The following is an 18,411-nucleotide window of genomic DNA, read 5'->3' on the forward strand; positions in this document are numbered from 1 at the left end:
GTGACCGATCTGATTCCGGCACCCCGCAGCCTCGCCACCGGCTCCGGCGAGGTGCGGCTGACGGCGCACTCCCGGCTCTGCGCCGGCCCCGGGACGGAGGGCGTGGGCCACTGGCTGCGCACGGCCCTCCGGCAGGCCACCGGCCTGCCGCTCCACGAGGGACGGGAACCCGACGACGCCGACCGCGACCGCGATGGCGATGGCATCAGGCTCCGACTGGCCCCCGAACTCGGCCCCGAGGAGTACCGCCTCGTCAGCGACGCCGACGGCATCCTCGTCGAGGGCGGCAGCGCGGCCGGTGTCTTCTGGGGCGCCCAGACGCTGCGGCAGCTCCTCGGCCCCGACGCCTACCGCAGGGCCCCGCTCAGCCGCGACCGCGACTGGGCCGTGCCGCACCTCACGATCGAGGACGCCCCCCGATTCCGCTGGCGCGGCCTGATGCTCGACGTCGCCCGGCACTTCATGCCCAAGGAAGGCGTCCTGCGTTACCTCGATCTGATGGCGGCGCACAAACTCAACGTCTTCCACTTCCATCTGACGGACGACCAGGGCTGGCGCATCGAGATCGAGCGGCATCCGCGGCTGACGGAGATCGGCTCCTGGCGGACCCGTACGAAAACCGGCCACCGCGCCTCGCCGCTGTGGGAGGAGAAGCCGCACGGCGGCTACTACACCCGGGACGACATCCGGGAGATCGTCGCCTACGCCGCCGAGCGGCATATCACCGTCGTCCCCGAAATCGACGTACCCGGCCACTCGCAGGCCGCCATCGCCGCGTACCCGGAACTCGGCAACACCGACGTCATCGACACCAACAGCCTCTCCGTCTGGGACACCTGGGGAATCAACCCGAACGTACTCGCCCCCACTGACAACACCCTGCGCTTCTACGAGGGCGTCTTCGAGGAAGTCCTCGAGCTGTTCCCGTCGGAGTTCGTCCACATCGGCGGCGACGAATGCCCCAAGGAGCAGTGGCGGCGCTCGGAGACCGCCCAGGCGCGCATCGGGGAACTCGGGCTCGCGGACGAGGACGAGCTCCAGTCCTGGTTCATCGGGCACTTCGACGCGTGGCTCTCCACGCGCGGGCGCCGGCTGATCGGCTGGGACGAGATCCTGGAGGGCGGGCTGGCGAAGGGCGCGGCCGTATCCTCCTGGCGCGGCTACGCCGGAGGCATCGCCGCAGCCCGGGCCGGCCACGACGTCGTCATGTGCCCCGAGCAGCAGGTGTATCTGGACCACCGTCAGGACCCGGGCCCCGACGAGCCGGTACCGATCGGGTGGGTGCGCACCCTGGAGGACGTCTACCGGTTCGAGCCCGTGCCGCCGGAGCTGACGCCCGAGGAGACGCGGCATGTGCTGGGCACGCAGGCCAACCTGTGGACCGAGGTGATGGAGGACCACGCGCGTGTGGACTACCAGGCGTTCCCCCGGCTCGCGGCGTTCGCCGAGGTCGCCTGGAGCGCCCTGCCCGCCCCGGCGGAACGGGACTTCACCGGCTTCGAGCACCGGATGACGGCCCACTACCGGCGGCTCGACGCCCTGGGCGTCGCCTACCGGCCCCCCGCCGGACCGCTGCCCTGGCAGCGGCGCCCCGGAGTGCTGGGGCGCCCGATCGACGGCCCGCCGCCCCACCGGTAGGACCTGCTCGTGACTACCGAACAGCTCGAACAGGCCACGGAAAATGCGCACAAGGGTCACCGAAAGTGCCAATCGGTACGCACTGGTGAACCCGTGCGAAAACGGACCATCTCCCCGATGAGGTGGGCGAATGCCTCCTAGCGGACCCGTGTCTTCGGCTCTCGCCAAGATGTGCCAGAGTTGCCACGTCCGCCCTGTCAGCACGTACCGTACGGCAGCACAGGTGGGACCAGGTGGGGCAGCGGGAAGGGGCAGCCGGTTTGACCACGCACGCACCGCAGGCGGCGCAGGCCGTCACGCTGCCCACGACGCTGGACGAGGCCGTCGCGGCACTCACCGCCGTGCCCGCCGCCGTGCCCGTCGCGGGCGGCACTGACCTGATGGCCTCCGTCAACTCCGGGCAGCTCAGGCCCGCCGCGCTGGTGGGACTCGGCCGGATCAGCGAGATCCGCGGCTGGCAGTACCAGGACGGCCACGCGCTGCTCGGCGCGGGCCTCACCCACGCGCGCATGGGACGCCCCGACTTCGCGGCCCTGATCCCGGCGCTCGCCGCCGCCGCGCGCGCCGCGGGCCCGCCGCACATCCGCAACGCGGGCACCCTGGGCGGCAACATCGCCTCGGCCGCCCCCACCGGTGACGCGCTGCCGGTCCTGGCGGCCCTGGAGGCGACACTGATCATCGCGGGCCCGGGCGGAGCCCGCCGGGAGATCCCGGTGTCGCACCTGCTGGCCGGGATGGACATGCTGCGCGCCGGTGAACTCATCGGCTACGTGCGCGTGCCGCTGCTGCACGCCCCGCAGGTCTTCCTGAAGGCGACCGGCCGCACCGGCCCCGGGCGCGCCGTGGCGTCCGTGGCCCTGGTCCTGGACCCCGCGCGCCGGGGAGTGCGCTGCGCGGTGGGCGCCATAGCGCCGATGGCGCTACGGCCCCTGCAGGCCGAGGAATGGGTCGGCCGGCTCATCGACTGGGACAACAACCGCGCGATCGTTCCGGAGGCGCTCAACGCCTTCGGGGAGTACGTCGCCACGGCCTGCATCCCCGACGCGGCCCCGGCCGAGGACGGCTCCGTACCGCAGCTTCCGCCCGCCGTACTGCACCTGCGGCGCACCGTCGCCGCGCTGGCCCGACGAGCACTGGGGAGGGCGCTGTCGTGACCGAGGACCAGCACGGACAGGGCACACCCCGGGGCGGCAGCCGCTGGGACCCGCTGCCCCAGGGCGAGTACGACGACGGCGCCACCGCCTTCGTCGAGCTGCCCGAGGGGGGCGTCGACGCCCTGCTGGCCGCCGACAGTCCCCTCGCCGCGCCCGGCCACGGCTACGTACCGCCGCAGATAACGGTCGACCCCGCCACGACCGCCGGAACCGACCCGGCCGCCACGAGCGCGTGGCCGGTGCCCGGCGCGCCCGTCGACGGCGCCCAGTGGCACGACCCGCACGCGGCACACCAGCAGCAGGGCCACGAGCTCGCGGAGCAGCCCTACGGGGCCGACACGCCGTACGGATCCGACGCGCCCTACGGCTCCGGTACGCCGTACGGATCCGACCCCGGGACGGGACAGCACGGCGGGGACGACCGGTTCACGTACAACCCGGGAGCCACCGGGCAGTGGAACTTCGAGGAGGCCGCGGCGGCGGAGCCCGCGCCCGGCCATGACGTGACCGGGCAGTGGTCCATCCCCGTCGCCGGGGGCGACCTTCCGGACGAGTCGGGAGAGTTCACCACCTCCTCGCTGGTCGAGCAGTGGGGCGGCAACCCGCCGGCCACGCTCCCGGGCGGCGCGCCCGCGCCGTGGGCGACACAGGCGCCGGGCGAGCCGTGGGGGCAGCAGGTCCCGCAGGACGCGCCGGGCCACGAGCAGGCCGGGCCGGGCTACCCGCAGGAACACGAGCAGGGCCACGGGCACGGGCAGCAGGGGCTCGCCGGACCGCCCTCCGCGTACGCACCGGACCAGAGCGCGCACGCCCCGGAGCAGCCGCCCGCCGGACCCCTGCCGCAGGAGACGGACCCGACGCACCGGACGCCGGGCAGCGGCCACGCGGCTGAGCCCGGGGGGCTCGGCCATGCGCCGGAGCCGTCCGGCTTCGCCGACCACGGATCGGAGCCCTCCGGCTTCGCCGATCACCGAGTCGAGCACGGAGCCGAGCACCGGGCCGAGCACGGCGCCGAGCGCGGCGCCGATCACGCGGCCGAGCCGTCCGGCGTACCCGGCCACGCACCCGAACCGTCCGGCCCCGCCGGACACCCGGACGAGTACCCCGCGCCCTCCGAGCCCGCCCAGCCGTACGAGGCACACGCCGAACACGCCGTGCCCCCGGAGGCCGTTCAGGACGCCTCACAGACCGCTCCCGGGACCGGTGAGGCCGACGGGCCCGCCGAGGACGCCCCGGACGCCGCAGAGGGCGCTGACGGCCCCGCCGAGCCGGTCGCCGTGCCCCTCCCCGACATGGCGGACGCGGACACGGACGCCGGACCGGAGGCCGCCGACAGCGAGGCCCCGGGCGCCCCGGAACCGAAGGACCCCTCCGGTGCCCTGGACGACGAGGCCTCCGCACCCCAGGACGGACCCACCCTCCCGCAGGAGGAACACCCCCTCGCCTCCTTCGTCCTGCGCGTCAACGGCACCGACCGGCCCGTCACCGACGCGTGGATCGGCGAGTCCCTGCTGTACGTGCTGCGCGAGCGGCTCGGGCTGGCCGGCGCCAAGGACGGCTGCTCGCAGGGCGAGTGCGGGGCGTGCAACGTCCAGGTCGACGGACGGCTCGTCGCGTCCTGCCTGGTCCCCGCCGTGACCGCCGCCGGCAGTGAAGTCCGCACCGTCGAGGGCCTGGCCGAGGACGGGCAGCCCTCGGACGTACAGCGGGCGCTCGCGCGCTGCGGCGCCGTGCAGTGCGGCTTCTGCGTACCGGGCATGGCGATGACCGTGCACGACCTCCTGGAGGGCAACCCGGCGCCCACCGAGCTGGAGACCCGCCAGGCGCTCTGCGGCAACCTGTGCCGCTGCTCCGGCTACCGGGGCGTGGTCGACGCCGTGAAGGACGTCGTCGCCGAACGCGAGACACACGCCGCGCCCGCCGCGGGCGACACCGACGAGGCGCGTATCCCGCGCCAGGCGGGCCCGGGCGCCGGCGGCGTCCACCCGTCGGCCTTCGGATCGCCCCCGGACGCGCACGCCCAGGACGGGCATTCCCAAGACGCGCATTCCCCGGACCCGCACGACCAGCCCTACGGCCAGGACGGAGGCCCCGCGTGAGCAACGAAGCAGCCACCGCTCAGGCCGCGGAGGCCGCCCCCGCCCCCGAACCGCTGCCGCACGGCCTCGGTGTCTCCCTCCCGGCCGCGGACGCCCGCGCCAAGACGGAGGGCACCTTCCCGTACGCCGCCGACCTGTGGGCCGAGGGGCTGCTGTGGGCGGCCGTGCTGCGCTCACCGCACCCGCACGCGCGCATCGTGTCGATCGACACCTCCCACGCGCGCGAGATGGCCGGCGTACGCGCCGTCGTCACCCACGAGGACATCCCCGGCAGCCCGTTCCACGGCCGCGGCACGGCCGACCGCCCGGTCTTCGCCTCCGAGGTCGTACGCCACCACGGCGAGCCCATCGCCGCCGTCGCCGCCGACCACCCGGACACCGCGCGCATGGCCGCCGCCGCCGTCATCGTCGAGTACGAGGTGCTCGACCCGGTGACCGACCCGGAGCATGCCTTCGAGGCCGAGCCCCTGCACCCCGACGGCAACCTGATCCGGCACATCCCGCTGCACCACGGCGACCCGGACGCGGCCGGCGAGATCGTCGTCGAGGGCCTGTACCGCATCGGCCGCCAGGACCCCGCGCCCATCGGCGCCGAGGCGGGCCTGGCCGTACCGCGCCCGGACGGCGGCGTGGAGCTGTACCTCGCCTCCACCGACCCGCACTCCGACCGCGACGCGGCCGCCGCCGCCTTCGGCCTGGAGCCCGAGCGCGTCAAGGTCGTCGTCACCGGTGTCCCCGGCGCCACGGCCGACCGCGAGGACCAGGGCTTCCAGCTCCCGCTCGGCCTGCTGGCGCTGCGGACCGGCTGCCCGGTGAAGCTCACGGCCACGCGCGAGGAGTCGTTCCTCGGCCACGCCCACCGGCACCCCACCCTGCTGCGCTACCGCCACCACGCGGACGCCGAGGGCACGCTCGTGAAGGTCGAGGCGCAGATCCTGCTCGACGCGGGCGCCTACGCCGACAGCTCCGCCGAGGCCCTCGCCGCCGCCGTGGGCTTCGCCTGCGGCCCGTACGTCGTCCCGAACGCCTTCATCGAGGGCTGGGCCGTACGCACCAACAACCCCCCGTCGGGCCACGTACGCGGCGAAGGGGCCATGCAGGTCTGCGCCGCCTACGAGGCGCAGATGGACAAGATCGCCAAGAAGCTCGGCATCGACCCGGCCGAGGTGCGGCTGCGCAACGCCATGGCCACCGGCGACGTACTCCCGACCGGCCAGACGGTGACCTGCCCGGCCCCGGTCGCCGAACTGCTCCAGGCCGTACGGGACTTCCCGCTGCCGCCGCTGCCCAAGGACACCCCCGAGGACGAGTGGCTGCTGCCCGGCGGCCCCGAGGGCGCGGGCGAACCGGGCGCGGTGCGCCGGGGCGTGGGCTACGGCGTGGGCATGGTGCACATGCTCGGCGCGGAGGGCGCGGACGAGGTCTCCACGGCGACCGTCAAGGTCCAGGACGGTGTGGCGACGGTCCTGTGCGCGGCCGTCGAGACCGGCCAGGGCTTCACGACCCTGGCCCGGCAGATCGTCCAGGAGACGCTCGGCGTCGACGAGGTGCACGTGGCGCCGGTCGACACCGACCAGCCCACGGCGGGCGCGGCCTGCCACGGCCGGCACACCTGGGTGTCGGGCGGTGCGGTGGAGCGCGCGGCCAAGATGGTCCGTACGCAGCTCCTCCAGCCGCTCGCCCACAAGTTCGGCATGTCCACGGAGCTGCTCCAGATCAACGACGGCAAGATCACGTCGTACGACGGGGTCCTCTCGACGACCGTCACCGAGGCGCTGGACGGCAAGGAACTGTGGGCCACCGCCCAGTGCCGCCCGCACCCGACCGAGCCGCTGAACGAGGCCGGGCAGGGCGACGCCTTCGTGGGCATGTCCTTCTGCGCGATCCGCGCGGTGGTGGACGTCGACATCGAGATCGGTTCCGTACGGGTCGTGGAACTGGCCGTCGCCCAGGACGTGGGGCGGGTCCTGAACCCGGCCCAGCTGGCCGCCCGCATCGAGGCGGGCGTGACCCAGGGCGTGGGCATCGCGCTGACCGAGAACCTGCGCACCCCGCGCGGCCTGATCCGCCACCCGGACCTGACCGGTTACGCCCTCCCGACGGCCCTCGACGCGCCGGACATCCGCATCGTCAAGCTGGTCGAGGAACGGGACGTGGTCGCCCCCTTCGGCGCGAAGGCGGTCAGCGCGGTGCCGGTGGTGACGTCCCCGGCGGCCGTCGCGTCCGCCGTACGAGCCGCCACGGGCCGCCCCGTGAACCGGCTGCCGATCCGCCCGCAGGCCGCGGTGGTCACGGAACGGTCCTGACGTCCCTGCCGGAAGGGGCCGTCCTCGTGGAGGCGATTCCGGCGGGAACGGAACGCGCCAGGGGGTCTGAGCGTCTGGTGAGGTGGACGCGCAGCCGCTGGACTTGAACTGGCTGGACTTGAACTCGCTGGGCGCGCGTCGCTGTTCCGGGGCGTTGTCAGTGGTGGGGCGTAGTGTTCTGGGCAGTGGGGGACGGCTGCCGGGCCTGGCCGGGCGGTCTGCCGTGCTCCGCCAGGGGACGCTGAGCAAGCACATGCGGGGGAGCCCATGAGTACGACCGACGCCGGTTCCGCGGTGATCACCCTGACCGAGTCCGAGCTGGACCCGTGGGTGACGCACGCGTCGACGCGGCACTGGCTGACCGGCCCCGGACTGCCCTCCGGGAACGGCGTGCTGAGCTTCGCCGAGCTGCGCCGGGAGGGCCTGCGCACGGTGGCGGACTCGACGGGCGATCCGGCGGACCGGCTGTCGGCGGAGCTGCGCGAGCAGCTGGTGATAGGCGGACTGCTGGGCCCCGGGGGCCTGGAGACGGAGTCGGTCCTGCTGGACGGTGCGACGGGCGAGGTCTCGACGACGCCCTTCCTGCACGACCGCCCCGACCTGATGGACCGCCGCCCCCTGGCCCCCTCGCTGCGGACCCTGGTGCGGTTCGCCGAGGCGACGGACGAACTGGCGGGCCTGCGCGGCCAGTTCGCGTCCTACGCGGGCCGCTACGGCCCGAAGGCGGTGGCGCAGGCGTCCCAGCACCTCCTGGCGGTGTTCCGGGACGGCACGGACGGCGAACCGGCCCCCTTCTGGAAGATGGCGGCCCTCATCCGCCCGCTCTCCCTCGTCGCGGGCCGCGGCGGAGCTTCCGGCTTGTCCCTGGACCTCCCGCACCGCCTGCTGGACCAGGAGTTCGGCCCCGGCAAGGTGGTCCGCTTCGAGGACGTCGATTTCCCCGCGACGCTCACCCACGAGCCGACCCGCCGCTTCCTCCGCGAGGCCGGCCTGCCCGAGGACGCCCATGTCTTCTCCCTGGACACGGACGTACCACTGGCGACGCTGGCCGAGTACTACGCCGACGCGGACGTCCCGACGCGACTCCCTTCTCGCGCCCACCACTTGATACGCCTCGGCTGCCTGGTCGACGACAACAGCCTGGTCGTCGACGGCGAGACGGGCGCGGTCCTGAACTGGAGCGAGCCCGACGCGACCCTGTACCCGCTGAACACGGACCTCTCGACCCTCGCCTTCACCCTCTGGCTCCTCCACCGCGAACGCGCCATCGACTCCCAGTCGGACCACGAGCTGACGACCGACACGTACGACCAGCTGGCCATGACGATGCTCCAGGTCCTCTCGGCGGTCGACCCCACGGGGGTCATGGCGGGGAGGTCGGGGCGGCATTACTGGACGGATGTGTTTCGGGACGAGGCGGGCGGGGTCCTGTAGGGCGTGGGGTCACGGGCTGGAGGCTGGTCCAGCCGGCCCAGCCCCGCTGCCTCAGCAGCTCGATGAGCCGACGGGCGGACGGCACGGTGTCGAAGACGAACGCGTCCATCAACTCGGCGAGCTCCGGCTCGATGCCGCCCGGGTCGCCGACGTATTCCTCGCCCCGCTCCTCGGCCAGCCTCGTGACGTAGGCGGCCATCCGGGGCCAGTTCGACCAGCCGCGGATCACCGTCGCCCCACCCGAGAGCCGCACTCAAGGCCAGGTAGAAGTCGGCGAACTCCGGATCGGCGATCTGCTCCCGCTTGCGCGCGATCCACTCCGGCACCCGCTCGGGTGAGTGTGCGACCAGCGGGATCCAGCCGTCGCGCTCGGCCTGGACGATCCGCTCGTCGACGCCGAGCGCCCGCAGCCGGTCGAGGAACCCGACCACTTCAGGGGGCAGCGCCAGACTGTCTCCCGAGGCGAGGCGGGCGATCCGCGCGCGGTGCCGCTGCCGCACCCGGATCTCCGCTTCCAGCCGCCCGTCGATGTCCGCGACGGCCGAGGCGAACTCCTCCTCCCCGGCCTGGAGCAACTCCCGCACGCGCGCCAGCGGAACCCCGGCTTCGGCGAGAGTCCGGATCCTGATCAGCTCCACCACGGCCCCGGCGTCGTACCGCCGATAGCCGGAGTGATCCCGTTCGGGCTCCGGCAGCAGTCCCTTGGCGTGATAGTGCCGCACGGCGCGCACGGTCACTCCGGCGTAGGCCGCGAGCTCGCCGATCGTCAGCATGGGCCCAGTCTGGCTCAGGAGGCCGGCCCGCCGACCGGCTGGTGTGCGCTCCGGATGATCTCGGCGATGTCCGATGCGTGGGTGAAGACCAGCCGGTGGTCGGCGTCGAGCCAGGAGACGGAGACGTTCGCCCGCTCCCGGACGAGCCGTTCGACGCCGGCCCGCCAGAGCCGGTTGTGCCGCGGCGCACGCCCCGCGCCGCTGCGGCCGGCGATCGCTCTCGACATGATCATGCGCACGGCTCCATCAACCTTCCGGTAGCGCTCGAGAATTTCGGCCCGCACCACATCCATCTCAAGGCCGAGTTCGAAGATCTCCTGGGCACTGAGCATTACCCGACGGGCTCGCTCTTTGCCTTCCTTCCGCATGGCCTCGTGCCGCGCCATCTCCCGGAACTCCGCGAGGTCGACGTCGGTGACGAACGGCTCGGGCAGCGGATTCGCCCCGTCGATGAGTACAAGCCCGGCGACGCCGTCGGGACACTCGGCCGCGTAGTGCACGGCCAGATCCGCGCCCAGGGAGTACCCCACGAGCAAGGGCGGCGACGGCAGCTCGAGTTCCCCCATCACGGCACGGAGATCACCCAGAAACGCGTCGAAGGAGTACCGCTCGGCGGCGGAGGAGAGCCCGTGCCCCCGGAGATCGAAGACCACGACCTCGTGATCGCGCCGCAGCAGATCGATCAGCTCGTGCAGGTCGGCCTGTGTGCAGTTCAGCCCCGGGCACAGAACCAGGGGTCGTCCCCGGCCGCCACGGGACACCGGGATGGTGACGCCGTCGTGCTGAACGGTGAGGTGGCGTGTGGTGCTGTCGCTTGTGGCAGTCATGCGGATCAGGTTGGAGGGTTGCCCGTGCGTCAGGGTCAACAGCAGGGCGGGGGAGCGGAGCGGTGACCTGCTTCCTTGCCCACCCGACTGCTCCCGTTGCGCCCTTATTGCGCCCTACCCCGGTCCTGAGCAGCCCCTGATTCTCGATTCATGGGGGATACAGCCGAGTCGAGCATCATCCCGTTACCCGATCCCGACGGACACCGGCAGGCGCCGCCGGGCGTGCCGCAGCCGTGGGAGAAGGCCGATCGGGCCCAGGCCGCGATGGAAGGCGCCACCGGTCCCGAGCCGCCCGCTCCGCCCGTGTGCCCCAACTGTGGGCTCGTCGGCGATCGGCGCATCACCTACTACGGCTGGCACGTCCTCCTCGAACCGGACATGCCGGTCCCCGCGCACATGGTGCCCGCCTGGCACCGCTGGTACGTGGACTCCAACGGGACGGCATGGAACAGCCGCGCGGACGAGCCCACGCCCGGGGCCGTATGCCGCGTACCGCACCGGATCGCCTGTCCCGGTCTGAGACTCGAGGAGATCGGCCTCTGGCGGTGGCTGGACGCCGTACGCGCGGAGAACGCTCGCCGGGCTTGGCGAAAAGCCGACGAGGAGGCCGGCCAGGAGCCGCTTCCGGACGCCGGCTGACGCTGTGGAGGCCGTGGCGGGATTCGAACCCACGTAACTCGCTTTGCAGGCGAGCCCCTGAACCACTCGGGCACACGGCCGTGTTCCAACTCGATGTACTGACCGTAGGTCGGTGGGGAAGCGGTGCTCAAGGGCATCGGGTGTGCCGCAATGGGACTGCCATACGGCGTTCACAGAGCGGGGGTCCTGCCAGGGGCGTACGACCAAGGTCGGGGTGGTTCACCGTCTCGCGACAGGGGTCAACGTGCCGCTTGGAACTTACGCTGGCGGGCATGACCGTCCCCAAGCCGAGTGACCCAGAGGTCGTAGACGCCACCGACGCCACCTCGGTCGCCGAGGCGGAGGAGTCCGTGTTGGGGCGGGCCTATCGGGCGTTGAGCGTCGGGATCGTCTCCGTCGTGCTGCTCATCGCCTTCGAGGCGACGGCCGTGGGGACGGCGATGCCGGTCGCGGCGCGGGAGCTGGACGGGGTGTCGCTCTACGCGTTCGCGTTCTCCGGGTACTTCACCACGAGTCTGTTCGGGATGGTGCTCGCCGGGCAGTGGTCCGACCGGCGTGGGCCCCTCGGGCCGTTGGCCGTGGGCATCTCCTCCTTCGGGGCCGGGCTGCTGCTGTCGGGGACGGCCGGGGTGATGTGGCTGTTCATCCTGGGGCGGGCCGTGCAGGGGTTCGGTGGCGGGCTGGTGATCGTCGCGCTGTACGTCGTCGTCGGACGGGCCTATCCGGAGCGGCTGCGGCCGGCGATCATGGCGGCGTTCGCGGCGAGCTGGGTCGTACCGTCGATCGTCGGTCCGCTCGCGGCCGGCACGGTGACGGAGCAGCTGGGCTGGCGGTGGGTGTTCGTCGGGATTCCGGTGCTCGTCGTCTTCCCGCTGGCGCTCGCGCTGCCGCAGATACGTCGCCGGGCGGGCGGTCCGATCGGGGAGGCGGCCCCGAAGTCCTTCGACCGTCGGCGTATCCGTCTCGCCCTGGCCATCTCCCTCGGCGCGGGGCTGCTCCAGTACGCCGCCCAGGATCTGCGCCCCCTCTCCCTCCTGCCCGGCGCCGTGGGCGTGGCCCTGCTGGTGCCTGCCGTGCTCGGGCTGTTGCCTAAGGGCACGTACCGGGCCGCCCGCGGGCTGCCGTCGGTCGTGCTGCTGCGCGGTGTCGCCGCGGGGTCCTTCATCGCCGCGGAGTCGTTCGTGCCGCTGATGCTGGTGACCCAGCGCGGGCTCAGTCCGACCCTGGCCGGGTTCTCGCTCGCCGCGGGCGGAGGGACGTGGGCGCTGGGCTCGTGGGTGCAGTCGCGGCCGCGGTTCGAGTCGTACCGGGAGCGGTTGACGACGGTCGGGATGCTGCTGGTGACGGCGGCCATCGCCACGGCGCCGAGTGTGCTGATCGACTCCGTGCCCGTCTGGACCCTGGCCGTCGCCTGGGCCTTCGGCTGCCTCGGCATGGGGCTCGTCATCTCCTCCACGAGCGTGCTCCTGCTCCAGCTCTCCGCCCCGTCGGAAGCCGGCTCCAACTCCGCCGCCCTGCAGATCTCCGACGGTCTCTCCAACGTCGTCCTGTTGTCCGCCGGGGGAGCCGCCTTCGCAGCCCTCGGCGGAGGCGCGGTGAGCCACACGGCCGCACACTCCTCCGGCTCCCATCCGGCCGCCTTCGCCGCCGTGTTCCTGCCGATGGCTGGGGTGGCGTTGGTGGGGGCCTGGGTGACGACGCGGCTGCGGGAGCGGTGAGTACCGGTTCGGGAGTGGTGAGTCCGGGAAAACGGACATCTCCGTGATCGCGGGTCGGTTGAGGGGGCTGTGACGTGGATCCCACCCGTGGGTGGTCCGGGCTTGTCCGCGCATTGACGGGGTCGGGCCGCCGGTAGGGTGGCCCGGTTGTCATACGTAGCCGAGCCGTTTGGCTCGCTCGCACGAGCCGCCCGACCCCCTTACGGAGACCGTGACTACCACCGCCGGCACCAGTTCTGCCTCGCACCACCTGTCCCCGGCGTTCCCCGGCCGCGCCCCCTGGGGTACCGCCAGCAAGCTGCGCGCCTGGCAGGAGGGCGCGATGGAGAAGTACATCCAGGAGCAGCCGCGGGACTTCCTGGCGGTCGCCACCCCCGGCGCCGGCAAGACGACCTTCGCGCTGACGCTGGCCTCCTGGATGCTGCACCACCACGTCGTCCAGCAGGTCACCGTCGTCGCGCCCACCGAGCACCTGAAGAAGCAGTGGGCGGAGGCGGCCGCGCGGATCGGCATCAAGCTGGATCCCGAGTACAGCGCGGGGCCGCTCGGCAAGGACTACCACGGGATCGCCGTGACGTACGCCGGTGTCGGTGTGCGGCCCATGCTGCACCGCAACCGGGTCGAGCAGCGCAAGACCCTCGTCATCCTCGACGAGATCCACCACGCCGGTGACAGCAAGTCCTGGGGCGAGGCGTGCCTGGAGGCCTTCGAGCCCGCCACCCGACGGCTCGCCCTGACGGGCACGCCCTTCCGGTCCGACACCAACCCCATCCCCTTCGTGACGTACGAGGAGGGGAACGACGGGATCAGGCGGTCCGCCGCCGACTACACCTACGGCTACGGCAACGCCCTCGCCGACAACGTCGTGCGGCCCGTCATCTTCCTCTCCTACAGCGGCAACATGCGCTGGCGCACCAAGGCCGGCGACGAGATCGCGGCGCGGCTGGGCGAGCCGATGACCAAGGACGCCATCAGCCAGGCCTGGCGGACCGCACTCGATCCGCGCGGCGAGTGGATGCCCTCCGTGCTGCGCGCCGCCGACCAGCGGCTGACCGAGGTGCGCAAGGCCATCCCGGACGCGGGTGCGCTCGTCATCGCCGCGGACCAGGACTCCGCCCGCGCCTACGCCAAGCTGATCCGTGAGATCACCGGCAGCAAGGCGACCCTCGTGCTGTCCGACGACACCGGCGCGTCCAAGAACATCGACGAGTTCAGCGCCAGCAACGACCGCTGGATGGTCGCGGTGCGCATGGTGTCCGAAGGTGTCGACGTGCCCCGGCTCGCGGTGGGCGTGTACGCCACGACCATCTCGACGCCCCTCTTCTTCGCCCAGGCCGTGGGCCGTTTCGTGCGCTCCCGGCGACGCGGCGAGACGGCCTCCGTGTTCCTGCCGACCGTGCCCGACCTGCTCTCCTTCGCCAACGAGATGGAGCGCGAGCGCGACCACGTCCTCGATAAGCCCAAGAAGCAGGGTGAGGAGGACCCCTACGCCGAGTCCGAGAAGGAGATGGACGAGGCGAACAAGGAGCAGGACGAGGACACCGGCGAGCAGGAGCAGTTCTCCTTCGAGGCGCTGGAGTCCGAGGCCGTCTTCGACCGGGTCATGTACAACGGCGCCGAGTTCGGCATGCAGGCCCACCCGGGGAGCGAGGAGGAGCAGGACTACCTCGGGATCCCGGGTCTCCTGGAGCCCGACCAGGTCCAGTTGCTGCTCCAGAAGCGGCAGGCCCGGCAGATCGCGCACAGCCGCAAGAAGCCGGACGAGGAGGCCGACCTGCTCGAAATGCCCGCCGAGCGGCGGCCGGTGGTCTCCCACAAGGAGATGATGGAGCTGCGGCGGCAGCTCAACGGGCTGGTCGGCGCGTACGTCCACCAGAGCGGCAAGCCGCACGGGGTGATCCACACGGAGCTGCGGCGCGTGTGCGGGGGGCCTCCGGCGGCGGAGGCGACGGCGGGGCAGCTGCGGCAGCGGATCGCCAAGGTGCAGGAGTGGGCGACCCGGATGAAGTGACGCCGGGTGCGGCCGCGGGACAGGTCCCGTGTCGTACGTACCCGGGCAAACGGAGTCACTCGCCCCCGGAACATGCCCGGATTCTGGACGGAGCCTTCCGCTCAGCGAACCCGCCCCGCTACTGTCCGGCTACGCATACGCCCCGTGGCAGCGCCGCCGCGGAGCGCAGCCGTGAAGCGACGCGGTCCGGACTGGCCGGGCCGCCGGCCGATCGGCGGCCCCTGAAGCGCGTTGCCGACGGGACTCGGTGACGCACCAGCCGCCAGAGGGCCGCCGACCTCACCACTAAGGAGTGGGCGTCGTGACCGCGGAGACCTCCCAGACGCTCGACCGGGGACTGCGTGTCCTCAAGCTGCTCGCCGACACGGACCACGGACTGACCGTGACCGAGCTCTCCGTCCGGCTGGGCGTGAACCGGACCGTGGTGTACCGGTTGCTCGCCACACTGGAACAGCACGCTCTCATACGCCGTGACCTGGGCGGACGTGCCCGCGTCGGGCTCGGCGTGCTGGGTCTGGGGCGGCAGGTCCATCCGCTGGTGCGGGAGGCCGCGATGCCGGCGCTGCGGTCGCTGGCCGAGGACATCGGCGCCACGGCCCACCTGACCCTGGTCGACGGGGCGGACGCGCTCGCCGTGGCCGTGGTGGAGCCGACCTGGACGGACTACCACGTCGCCTACCGGGCCGGATTCCGGCACGCCCTGGACCGGGGCGCGGCCGGCAAGGCGATCCTCGCGGCCCGGCAGCGCCCGATGGCGGACCCGGGCTACACCCTCACGCACGGGGAGCTGGAGGCGGGCGCGTGCGGGGCGGCGGCGCCGCTGCTGGGTGTGACGGGCGTCGAGGGCAGTGTGGGTGTGGTGATGCTGGCGGACGTGGTGCCGGAGCGGGTGGGGGAGCGGGTCGTCGAGGCGGCGCGGGAGGTCGCGGACGCGTTGCGCTGACCTCTGCCGTGTCCCCGGGCAGGGTCCGGACGACCTGATCCGGGCCGGATCCCACCCCCGAGTTAGATTGATCCCGTGTTCTCTCGCCTCACGCGCCCCCGGGCCATCGCCGTCTGTGCCCTGCCCGTCGCCGCCCTGTTCGCCACGGCGGTGTTCGCGCCCCTGCCGTTCTCGGTGGCGCAGCCGGGGATGACGGCGAACGTACTCGGGGAGAACAAGGGCGCCGAGGTGATCACCATCTCGGGCGCACCGGCCCGGGACACCCGCGGGCAGCTGCGCATGACGACCATCGAGGCGACCTCCCCGGACACCCGCGTCTCGCTCCCCGACGTCATCGACGGCTGGTTCCGCACCGACCAGGCGGTCATGCCGCGCGACGCCGTCTATCCGGACGGGGACAGCGTCAAGGAGATCGAGCGGCACAACGAGGAGCAGATGAAGGAGTCCCAGGACGCGGCGACGCAGGCCGCGCTGGGCTACCTCGGCCTGAACGCCAAGGACGTCAAGGTGAGCCTGAAGCTCGCCGACGTGGGCGGGCCCAGCGCGGGGCTGCTGTTCTCCCTGGGGATCATCGACAAGCTCGACGGCGACGGCAGCGGCGGGGATCTCACCGGGGGCCGTGTCATCGCCGGTACGGGCACGATCGCCGCGGACGGCACGATCGGTGCGGTGGGGGGTGTCGCCCTCAAGACGCAGGCCGCGCGGCGTGACGGCGCGACCGTGTTCCTGGTCCCGAAGGCGGAGTGCGGGGATGCGCGGGCCGAGCTGCCGAAGGGCCTTCGGCTGGTCCCGGTGACCACGCTGAAGAGCACGGTGAGTTCCCTGGTGGCCCTGGAGACGGGGAAGGGGTCCGTGCCCAGCTGTTAGTGGGCCGCGGCTGCCCCCGGCCGGGTCGCGAGACGCAACCCGACCTCTACGAGGGTCCAGCCGAGACGGGCGCGCAGGTGGTGAGCCTGCCTGGATCTGTCGGGCCTGGGGGCTCCGGCCTCGGCTCGGAGTTCGGCGGCGCGGGCGTGGTGCAGGGGGAGATGGATGTCCGGGTGCATCGGGTAGTGGCCTTTCACAGCTTCGTCCGGCTGGGGAAGACGTGCGTGTGGACGCGCACTGTTTCCGCGTCCGGGGTGCCCTCGGGCAGGGGTCGGTAGCTCTGGACCAGGTCGTGCATCTTGCCGACCAGCTCACGGGCGAGTTCTGGGGTGAGGCGCAGGGTGAAGTCGCTGAGATCGGTGGCGCCGTCCCATTCCTCGTCCCACTCACTCGTGTTGCCGAGCCAGGTGGCCACCTCTCGGGTGTGCACGTTCGCGAGTTCGTAGCGGAACAGGGCGACGGCTCCGCGTACGGCGGGGTCCGGGTCCTTGATCAGGGTCTCGTCGAGCTGGACGCCCCGGTCCACCGCCTTCCACCAGCGCTCCCGTCCCTTGCCGCGCTCCGGGTCGTCCGCGACGAAGCCGTGCGCGGCGAGCTGCCGTAGGTGGTAGCTGGTCGCGCCGCTCGACTCGCCCAGTTTCTCCGCCAGTTGGGAGGCGGTCGCGGGTCCGCCGCGGCGCAGCGCGGTCAGCAGCTGCATCCGCAGGGGATGCGCCAAACCACGGAGCGAGCGGGCGTCGAGCAAACGGGGAGTCGGTTCTTCGGGCATGCATGCAAAGGTAACGTTGCAAAGCCTTCTTTGCAACGGTCTCTTTGTAAGTCACCCCTCCTTGACGAACCCCTCCTCCACCATCCAGTCCAGCGCCACCTGGTGCGGATCCTCCCCGTCCACATCCACCTTCGCGTTCAGCTTCCGCGCCACCGCGTTGTCCAGCTTCGCCGTGACCGGGTCGAGCACGCCCGCGATGGCCGGCCACTCCTTCAACGTCTTCGTGTTGATCATCGGGGCGGCGTTGTAGTTGGGGAAGAACTTCTGGTCGTCGTCCATCACGGCGAGGTTCATCGAGTTGATGCGCCCGTCGGTGGTGTACACCTCCCCGTAGGCGCAACTCCCCTTCGCCGCCTGGGTGTAGATGATCCCGGTGTCCATCTGCGTGATGTCCCGGGCCGGTACGTTCATGCCGTACGCCTTCTGCATGCCCGGCAGTCCGTCCGCCCGGTTGGCGAACTCGACCTCCACGCACAGCGACACCGCCCCGGGGTCGGACTTCGCCAGTTTCGCCACGTCCGACAGGGTCTTCGTGCCGTACTTCTTCGCGTTCTCCTGGTTCATCGCCAGCGCGTAGGTGTTGTTGAGTTCCGCGGGCTGCAGCCAGGTCACCCCGTTGCGGGCGTCGTCCTTGCGCACCGCCTCCCACTGCTCGCGCGGGTCGGGGATGGGCTTGCTGTTGCCGAGGTACGTGATCCAGGCCGTGCCCGTGTACTCGTACCCGGCGTCCGCGTCGCCCTTCCGGACGGCCTCGCGGCTGCCGATGGAGCCCTGGATGCCGGTGCGGTCGATCACCTCCGCACCGGCCGCCTCGAACGCGATGCCCATGATCGAGCCGAGGATCAGCTGCTCGGTGAACGACTTCGACGTCACCGTCAGCTGTGCCCCCTTCAGCGGCTCACCCCGCCCGATCGAGCCCGGCTTCACGTCATCGGTCATGGGGGAGCCACTGGTCAGCCCACAGCCGGAGACCGCCATCAGCAGCCCGGCTGCCACCAGCAGCCTCGCCGCCGGCAGGGCACGTACGCCGTCCTGTGGCGGCAGGTCCGCCGTCGGGCGGGTGGGGATACCGTCCCGCGCCGGCTGCCCCGCCGCCCGCAGGGCGCGTACGCCACTCCACGACCGCAGCCCCGCCGTCGGCAGTGTGGGGACGCCGTCCCGCGCCGGCTGCCCCGCTGTCGGCAGGGCGCGTACGTCACCCCTCGACCGCAGCCCCGCCGTCGGCAGTGTGGG

General features: G+C 72.4%; 14 protein-coding genes, 1 tRNA gene and 1 pseudogene. 10 read left to right on the top strand and 6 right to left on the bottom strand.

The window, feature by feature from the left end; all coding sequences use genetic code 11:
* The 5 genes from ACZ58V_RS12950 (at position 1) to ACZ58V_RS12970 (ending at position 8,631) form a co-directional block, all read left to right on the top strand.
* A complete protein-coding gene (locus ACZ58V_RS12950; protein WP_471290022.1) occupies positions 1-1,638 on the top strand; it encodes a beta-N-acetylhexosaminidase in 1,638 nt (545 codons plus the stop codon).
* Positions 1,639-1,898: 260 nt separating this feature from the next.
* The gene (locus ACZ58V_RS12955) at positions 1,899-2,792 is read left to right on the top strand and encodes an FAD binding domain-containing protein (RefSeq protein ID WP_468190368.1); all 894 of its coding nucleotides are present in this window, start codon (positions 1,899-1,901) and stop codon (positions 2,790-2,792) included.
* Positions 2,789-4,891, top strand: coding sequence for a (2Fe-2S)-binding protein (locus ACZ58V_RS12960; RefSeq protein WP_471290023.1), 2,103 nt, complete (start codon positions 2,789-2,791; stop codon positions 4,889-4,891). Before ACZ58V_RS12955 ends, ACZ58V_RS12960 begins: the two co-directional genes overlap by 4 nt.
* A complete protein-coding gene (locus tag ACZ58V_RS12965; RefSeq protein ID WP_471290025.1) occupies positions 4,888-7,197 on the top strand; it encodes a xanthine dehydrogenase family protein molybdopterin-binding subunit in 2,310 nt (769 codons plus the stop codon). The genes ACZ58V_RS12960 and ACZ58V_RS12965 overlap by 4 nt, the downstream gene beginning before the upstream one ends.
* A gap of 267 nt (positions 7,198-7,464) precedes the next feature.
* On the top strand, positions 7,465-8,631 hold the full coding sequence (locus tag ACZ58V_RS12970; RefSeq protein ID WP_471290026.1) for an SUKH-4 family immunity protein: 1,167 nt from the start codon (positions 7,465-7,467) through the stop codon (positions 8,629-8,631).
* Here ACZ58V_RS12970 and ACZ58V_RS12975 read toward each other — a convergent pair.
* Positions 8,561-9,404 (bottom strand): annotated as a pseudogene (locus ACZ58V_RS12975) (MerR family transcriptional regulator). The gene ACZ58V_RS12970 and the pseudogene ACZ58V_RS12975 overlap by 71 nt on opposite strands.
* 14 nt (positions 9,405-9,418) lie before the next feature.
* Complete coding sequence (locus tag ACZ58V_RS12980) at positions 9,419-10,270, bottom strand: alpha/beta fold hydrolase (RefSeq protein ID WP_471290028.1); 852 nt, start codon at positions 10,268-10,270, stop codon at positions 9,419-9,421.
* Positions 10,271-10,381: 111 nt separating this feature from the next.
* Between ACZ58V_RS12980 and ACZ58V_RS12985 the strand changes: the two genes are divergently transcribed.
* Complete coding sequence (locus ACZ58V_RS12985; protein WP_471290029.1) at positions 10,382-10,870, top strand: DUF6083 domain-containing protein; 489 nt, start codon at positions 10,382-10,384, stop codon at positions 10,868-10,870.
* A gap of 5 nt (positions 10,871-10,875) precedes the next feature.
* Here ACZ58V_RS12985 and ACZ58V_RS12990 read toward each other — a convergent pair.
* Positions 10,876-10,950: transfer RNA gene (locus tag ACZ58V_RS12990), tRNA-Cys, on the bottom strand.
* A 192-nt stretch (positions 10,951-11,142) separates the two neighbouring features.
* Between ACZ58V_RS12990 and ACZ58V_RS12995 the strand changes: the two genes are divergently transcribed.
* The 4 genes from ACZ58V_RS12995 (at position 11,143) to ACZ58V_RS13010 (ending at position 16,409) form a co-directional block, all read left to right on the top strand.
* Positions 11,143-12,588: an MFS transporter gene (locus ACZ58V_RS12995; RefSeq protein ID WP_471290030.1), complete on the top strand. Its 1,446-nt coding sequence runs from the start codon at positions 11,143-11,145 to the stop codon at positions 12,586-12,588.
* Positions 12,589-12,799: 211 nt separating this feature from the next.
* Positions 12,800-14,599 (top strand): DEAD/DEAH box helicase, encoded by a 1,800-nt coding sequence (locus ACZ58V_RS13000; RefSeq protein ID WP_468190348.1) that lies wholly within the window; start codon positions 12,800-12,802, stop codon positions 14,597-14,599.
* 301 nt (positions 14,600-14,900) lie between these two features.
* Complete coding sequence (locus ACZ58V_RS13005; protein ID WP_468190346.1) at positions 14,901-15,542, top strand: IclR family transcriptional regulator; 642 nt, start codon at positions 14,901-14,903, stop codon at positions 15,540-15,542.
* Between the two features lie 75 nt (positions 15,543-15,617).
* Positions 15,618-16,409: a S16 family serine protease gene (locus ACZ58V_RS13010; RefSeq protein ID WP_468190344.1), complete on the top strand. Its 792-nt coding sequence runs from the start codon at positions 15,618-15,620 to the stop codon at positions 16,407-16,409.
* Here the strand turns inward: ACZ58V_RS13010 and ACZ58V_RS13015 are convergent.
* The 3 genes from ACZ58V_RS13015 to ACZ58V_RS13025 are packed head-to-tail and all read right to left on the bottom strand — an operon-like array spanning position 16,406 to position 18,156.
* The gene (locus tag ACZ58V_RS13015; RefSeq protein WP_468190342.1) at positions 16,406-16,588 is read right to left on the bottom strand and encodes a hypothetical protein; all 183 of its coding nucleotides are present in this window, start codon (positions 16,586-16,588) and stop codon (positions 16,406-16,408) included. The genes ACZ58V_RS13010 and ACZ58V_RS13015 overlap by 4 nt on opposite strands.
* A 14-nt stretch (positions 16,589-16,602) precedes the next feature.
* The gene (locus ACZ58V_RS13020) at positions 16,603-17,178 is read right to left on the bottom strand and encodes an ArsR/SmtB family transcription factor (protein ID WP_468190340.1); all 576 of its coding nucleotides are present in this window, start codon (positions 17,176-17,178) and stop codon (positions 16,603-16,605) included.
* 51 nt (positions 17,179-17,229) lie between these two features.
* The gene (locus ACZ58V_RS13025) at positions 17,230-18,156 is read right to left on the bottom strand and encodes a glycine betaine ABC transporter substrate-binding protein (RefSeq protein ID WP_468190535.1); all 927 of its coding nucleotides are present in this window, start codon (positions 18,154-18,156) and stop codon (positions 17,230-17,232) included.
* Positions 18,157-18,411: the final 255 nt, after the last annotated feature.

This window comes from Streptomyces sp. NPDC040589, assembly GCF_055594445.1.

Excerpts from the sequence above, each read along its gene's own strand:
- ACZ58V_RS12970 (WP_471290026.1), top strand. The coding sequence starts at position 7,465 with ATGAGTACGACCGACGCCGGTTCCGCGGTGATCACCCTGACCGAGTCC.
- ACZ58V_RS12985 (WP_471290029.1), top strand. The coding sequence starts at position 10,382 with ATGGGGGATACAGCCGAGTCGAGCATCATCCCGTTACCCGATCCCGAC.
- ACZ58V_RS12995 (WP_471290030.1), top strand. The coding sequence starts at position 11,143 with ATGACCGTCCCCAAGCCGAGTGACCCAGAGGTCGTAGACGCCACCGAC.
- ACZ58V_RS13015 (WP_468190342.1), bottom strand. The coding sequence starts at position 16,588 with ATGCACCCGGACATCCATCTCCCCCTGCACCACGCCCGCGCCGCCGAA.
- ACZ58V_RS13020 (WP_468190340.1), bottom strand. The coding sequence starts at position 17,178 with ATGCCCGAAGAACCGACTCCCCGTTTGCTCGACGCCCGCTCGCTCCGT.
- ACZ58V_RS13025 (WP_468190535.1), bottom strand. The coding sequence starts at position 18,156 with ATGGCGGTCTCCGGCTGTGGGCTGACCAGTGGCTCCCCCATGACCGAT.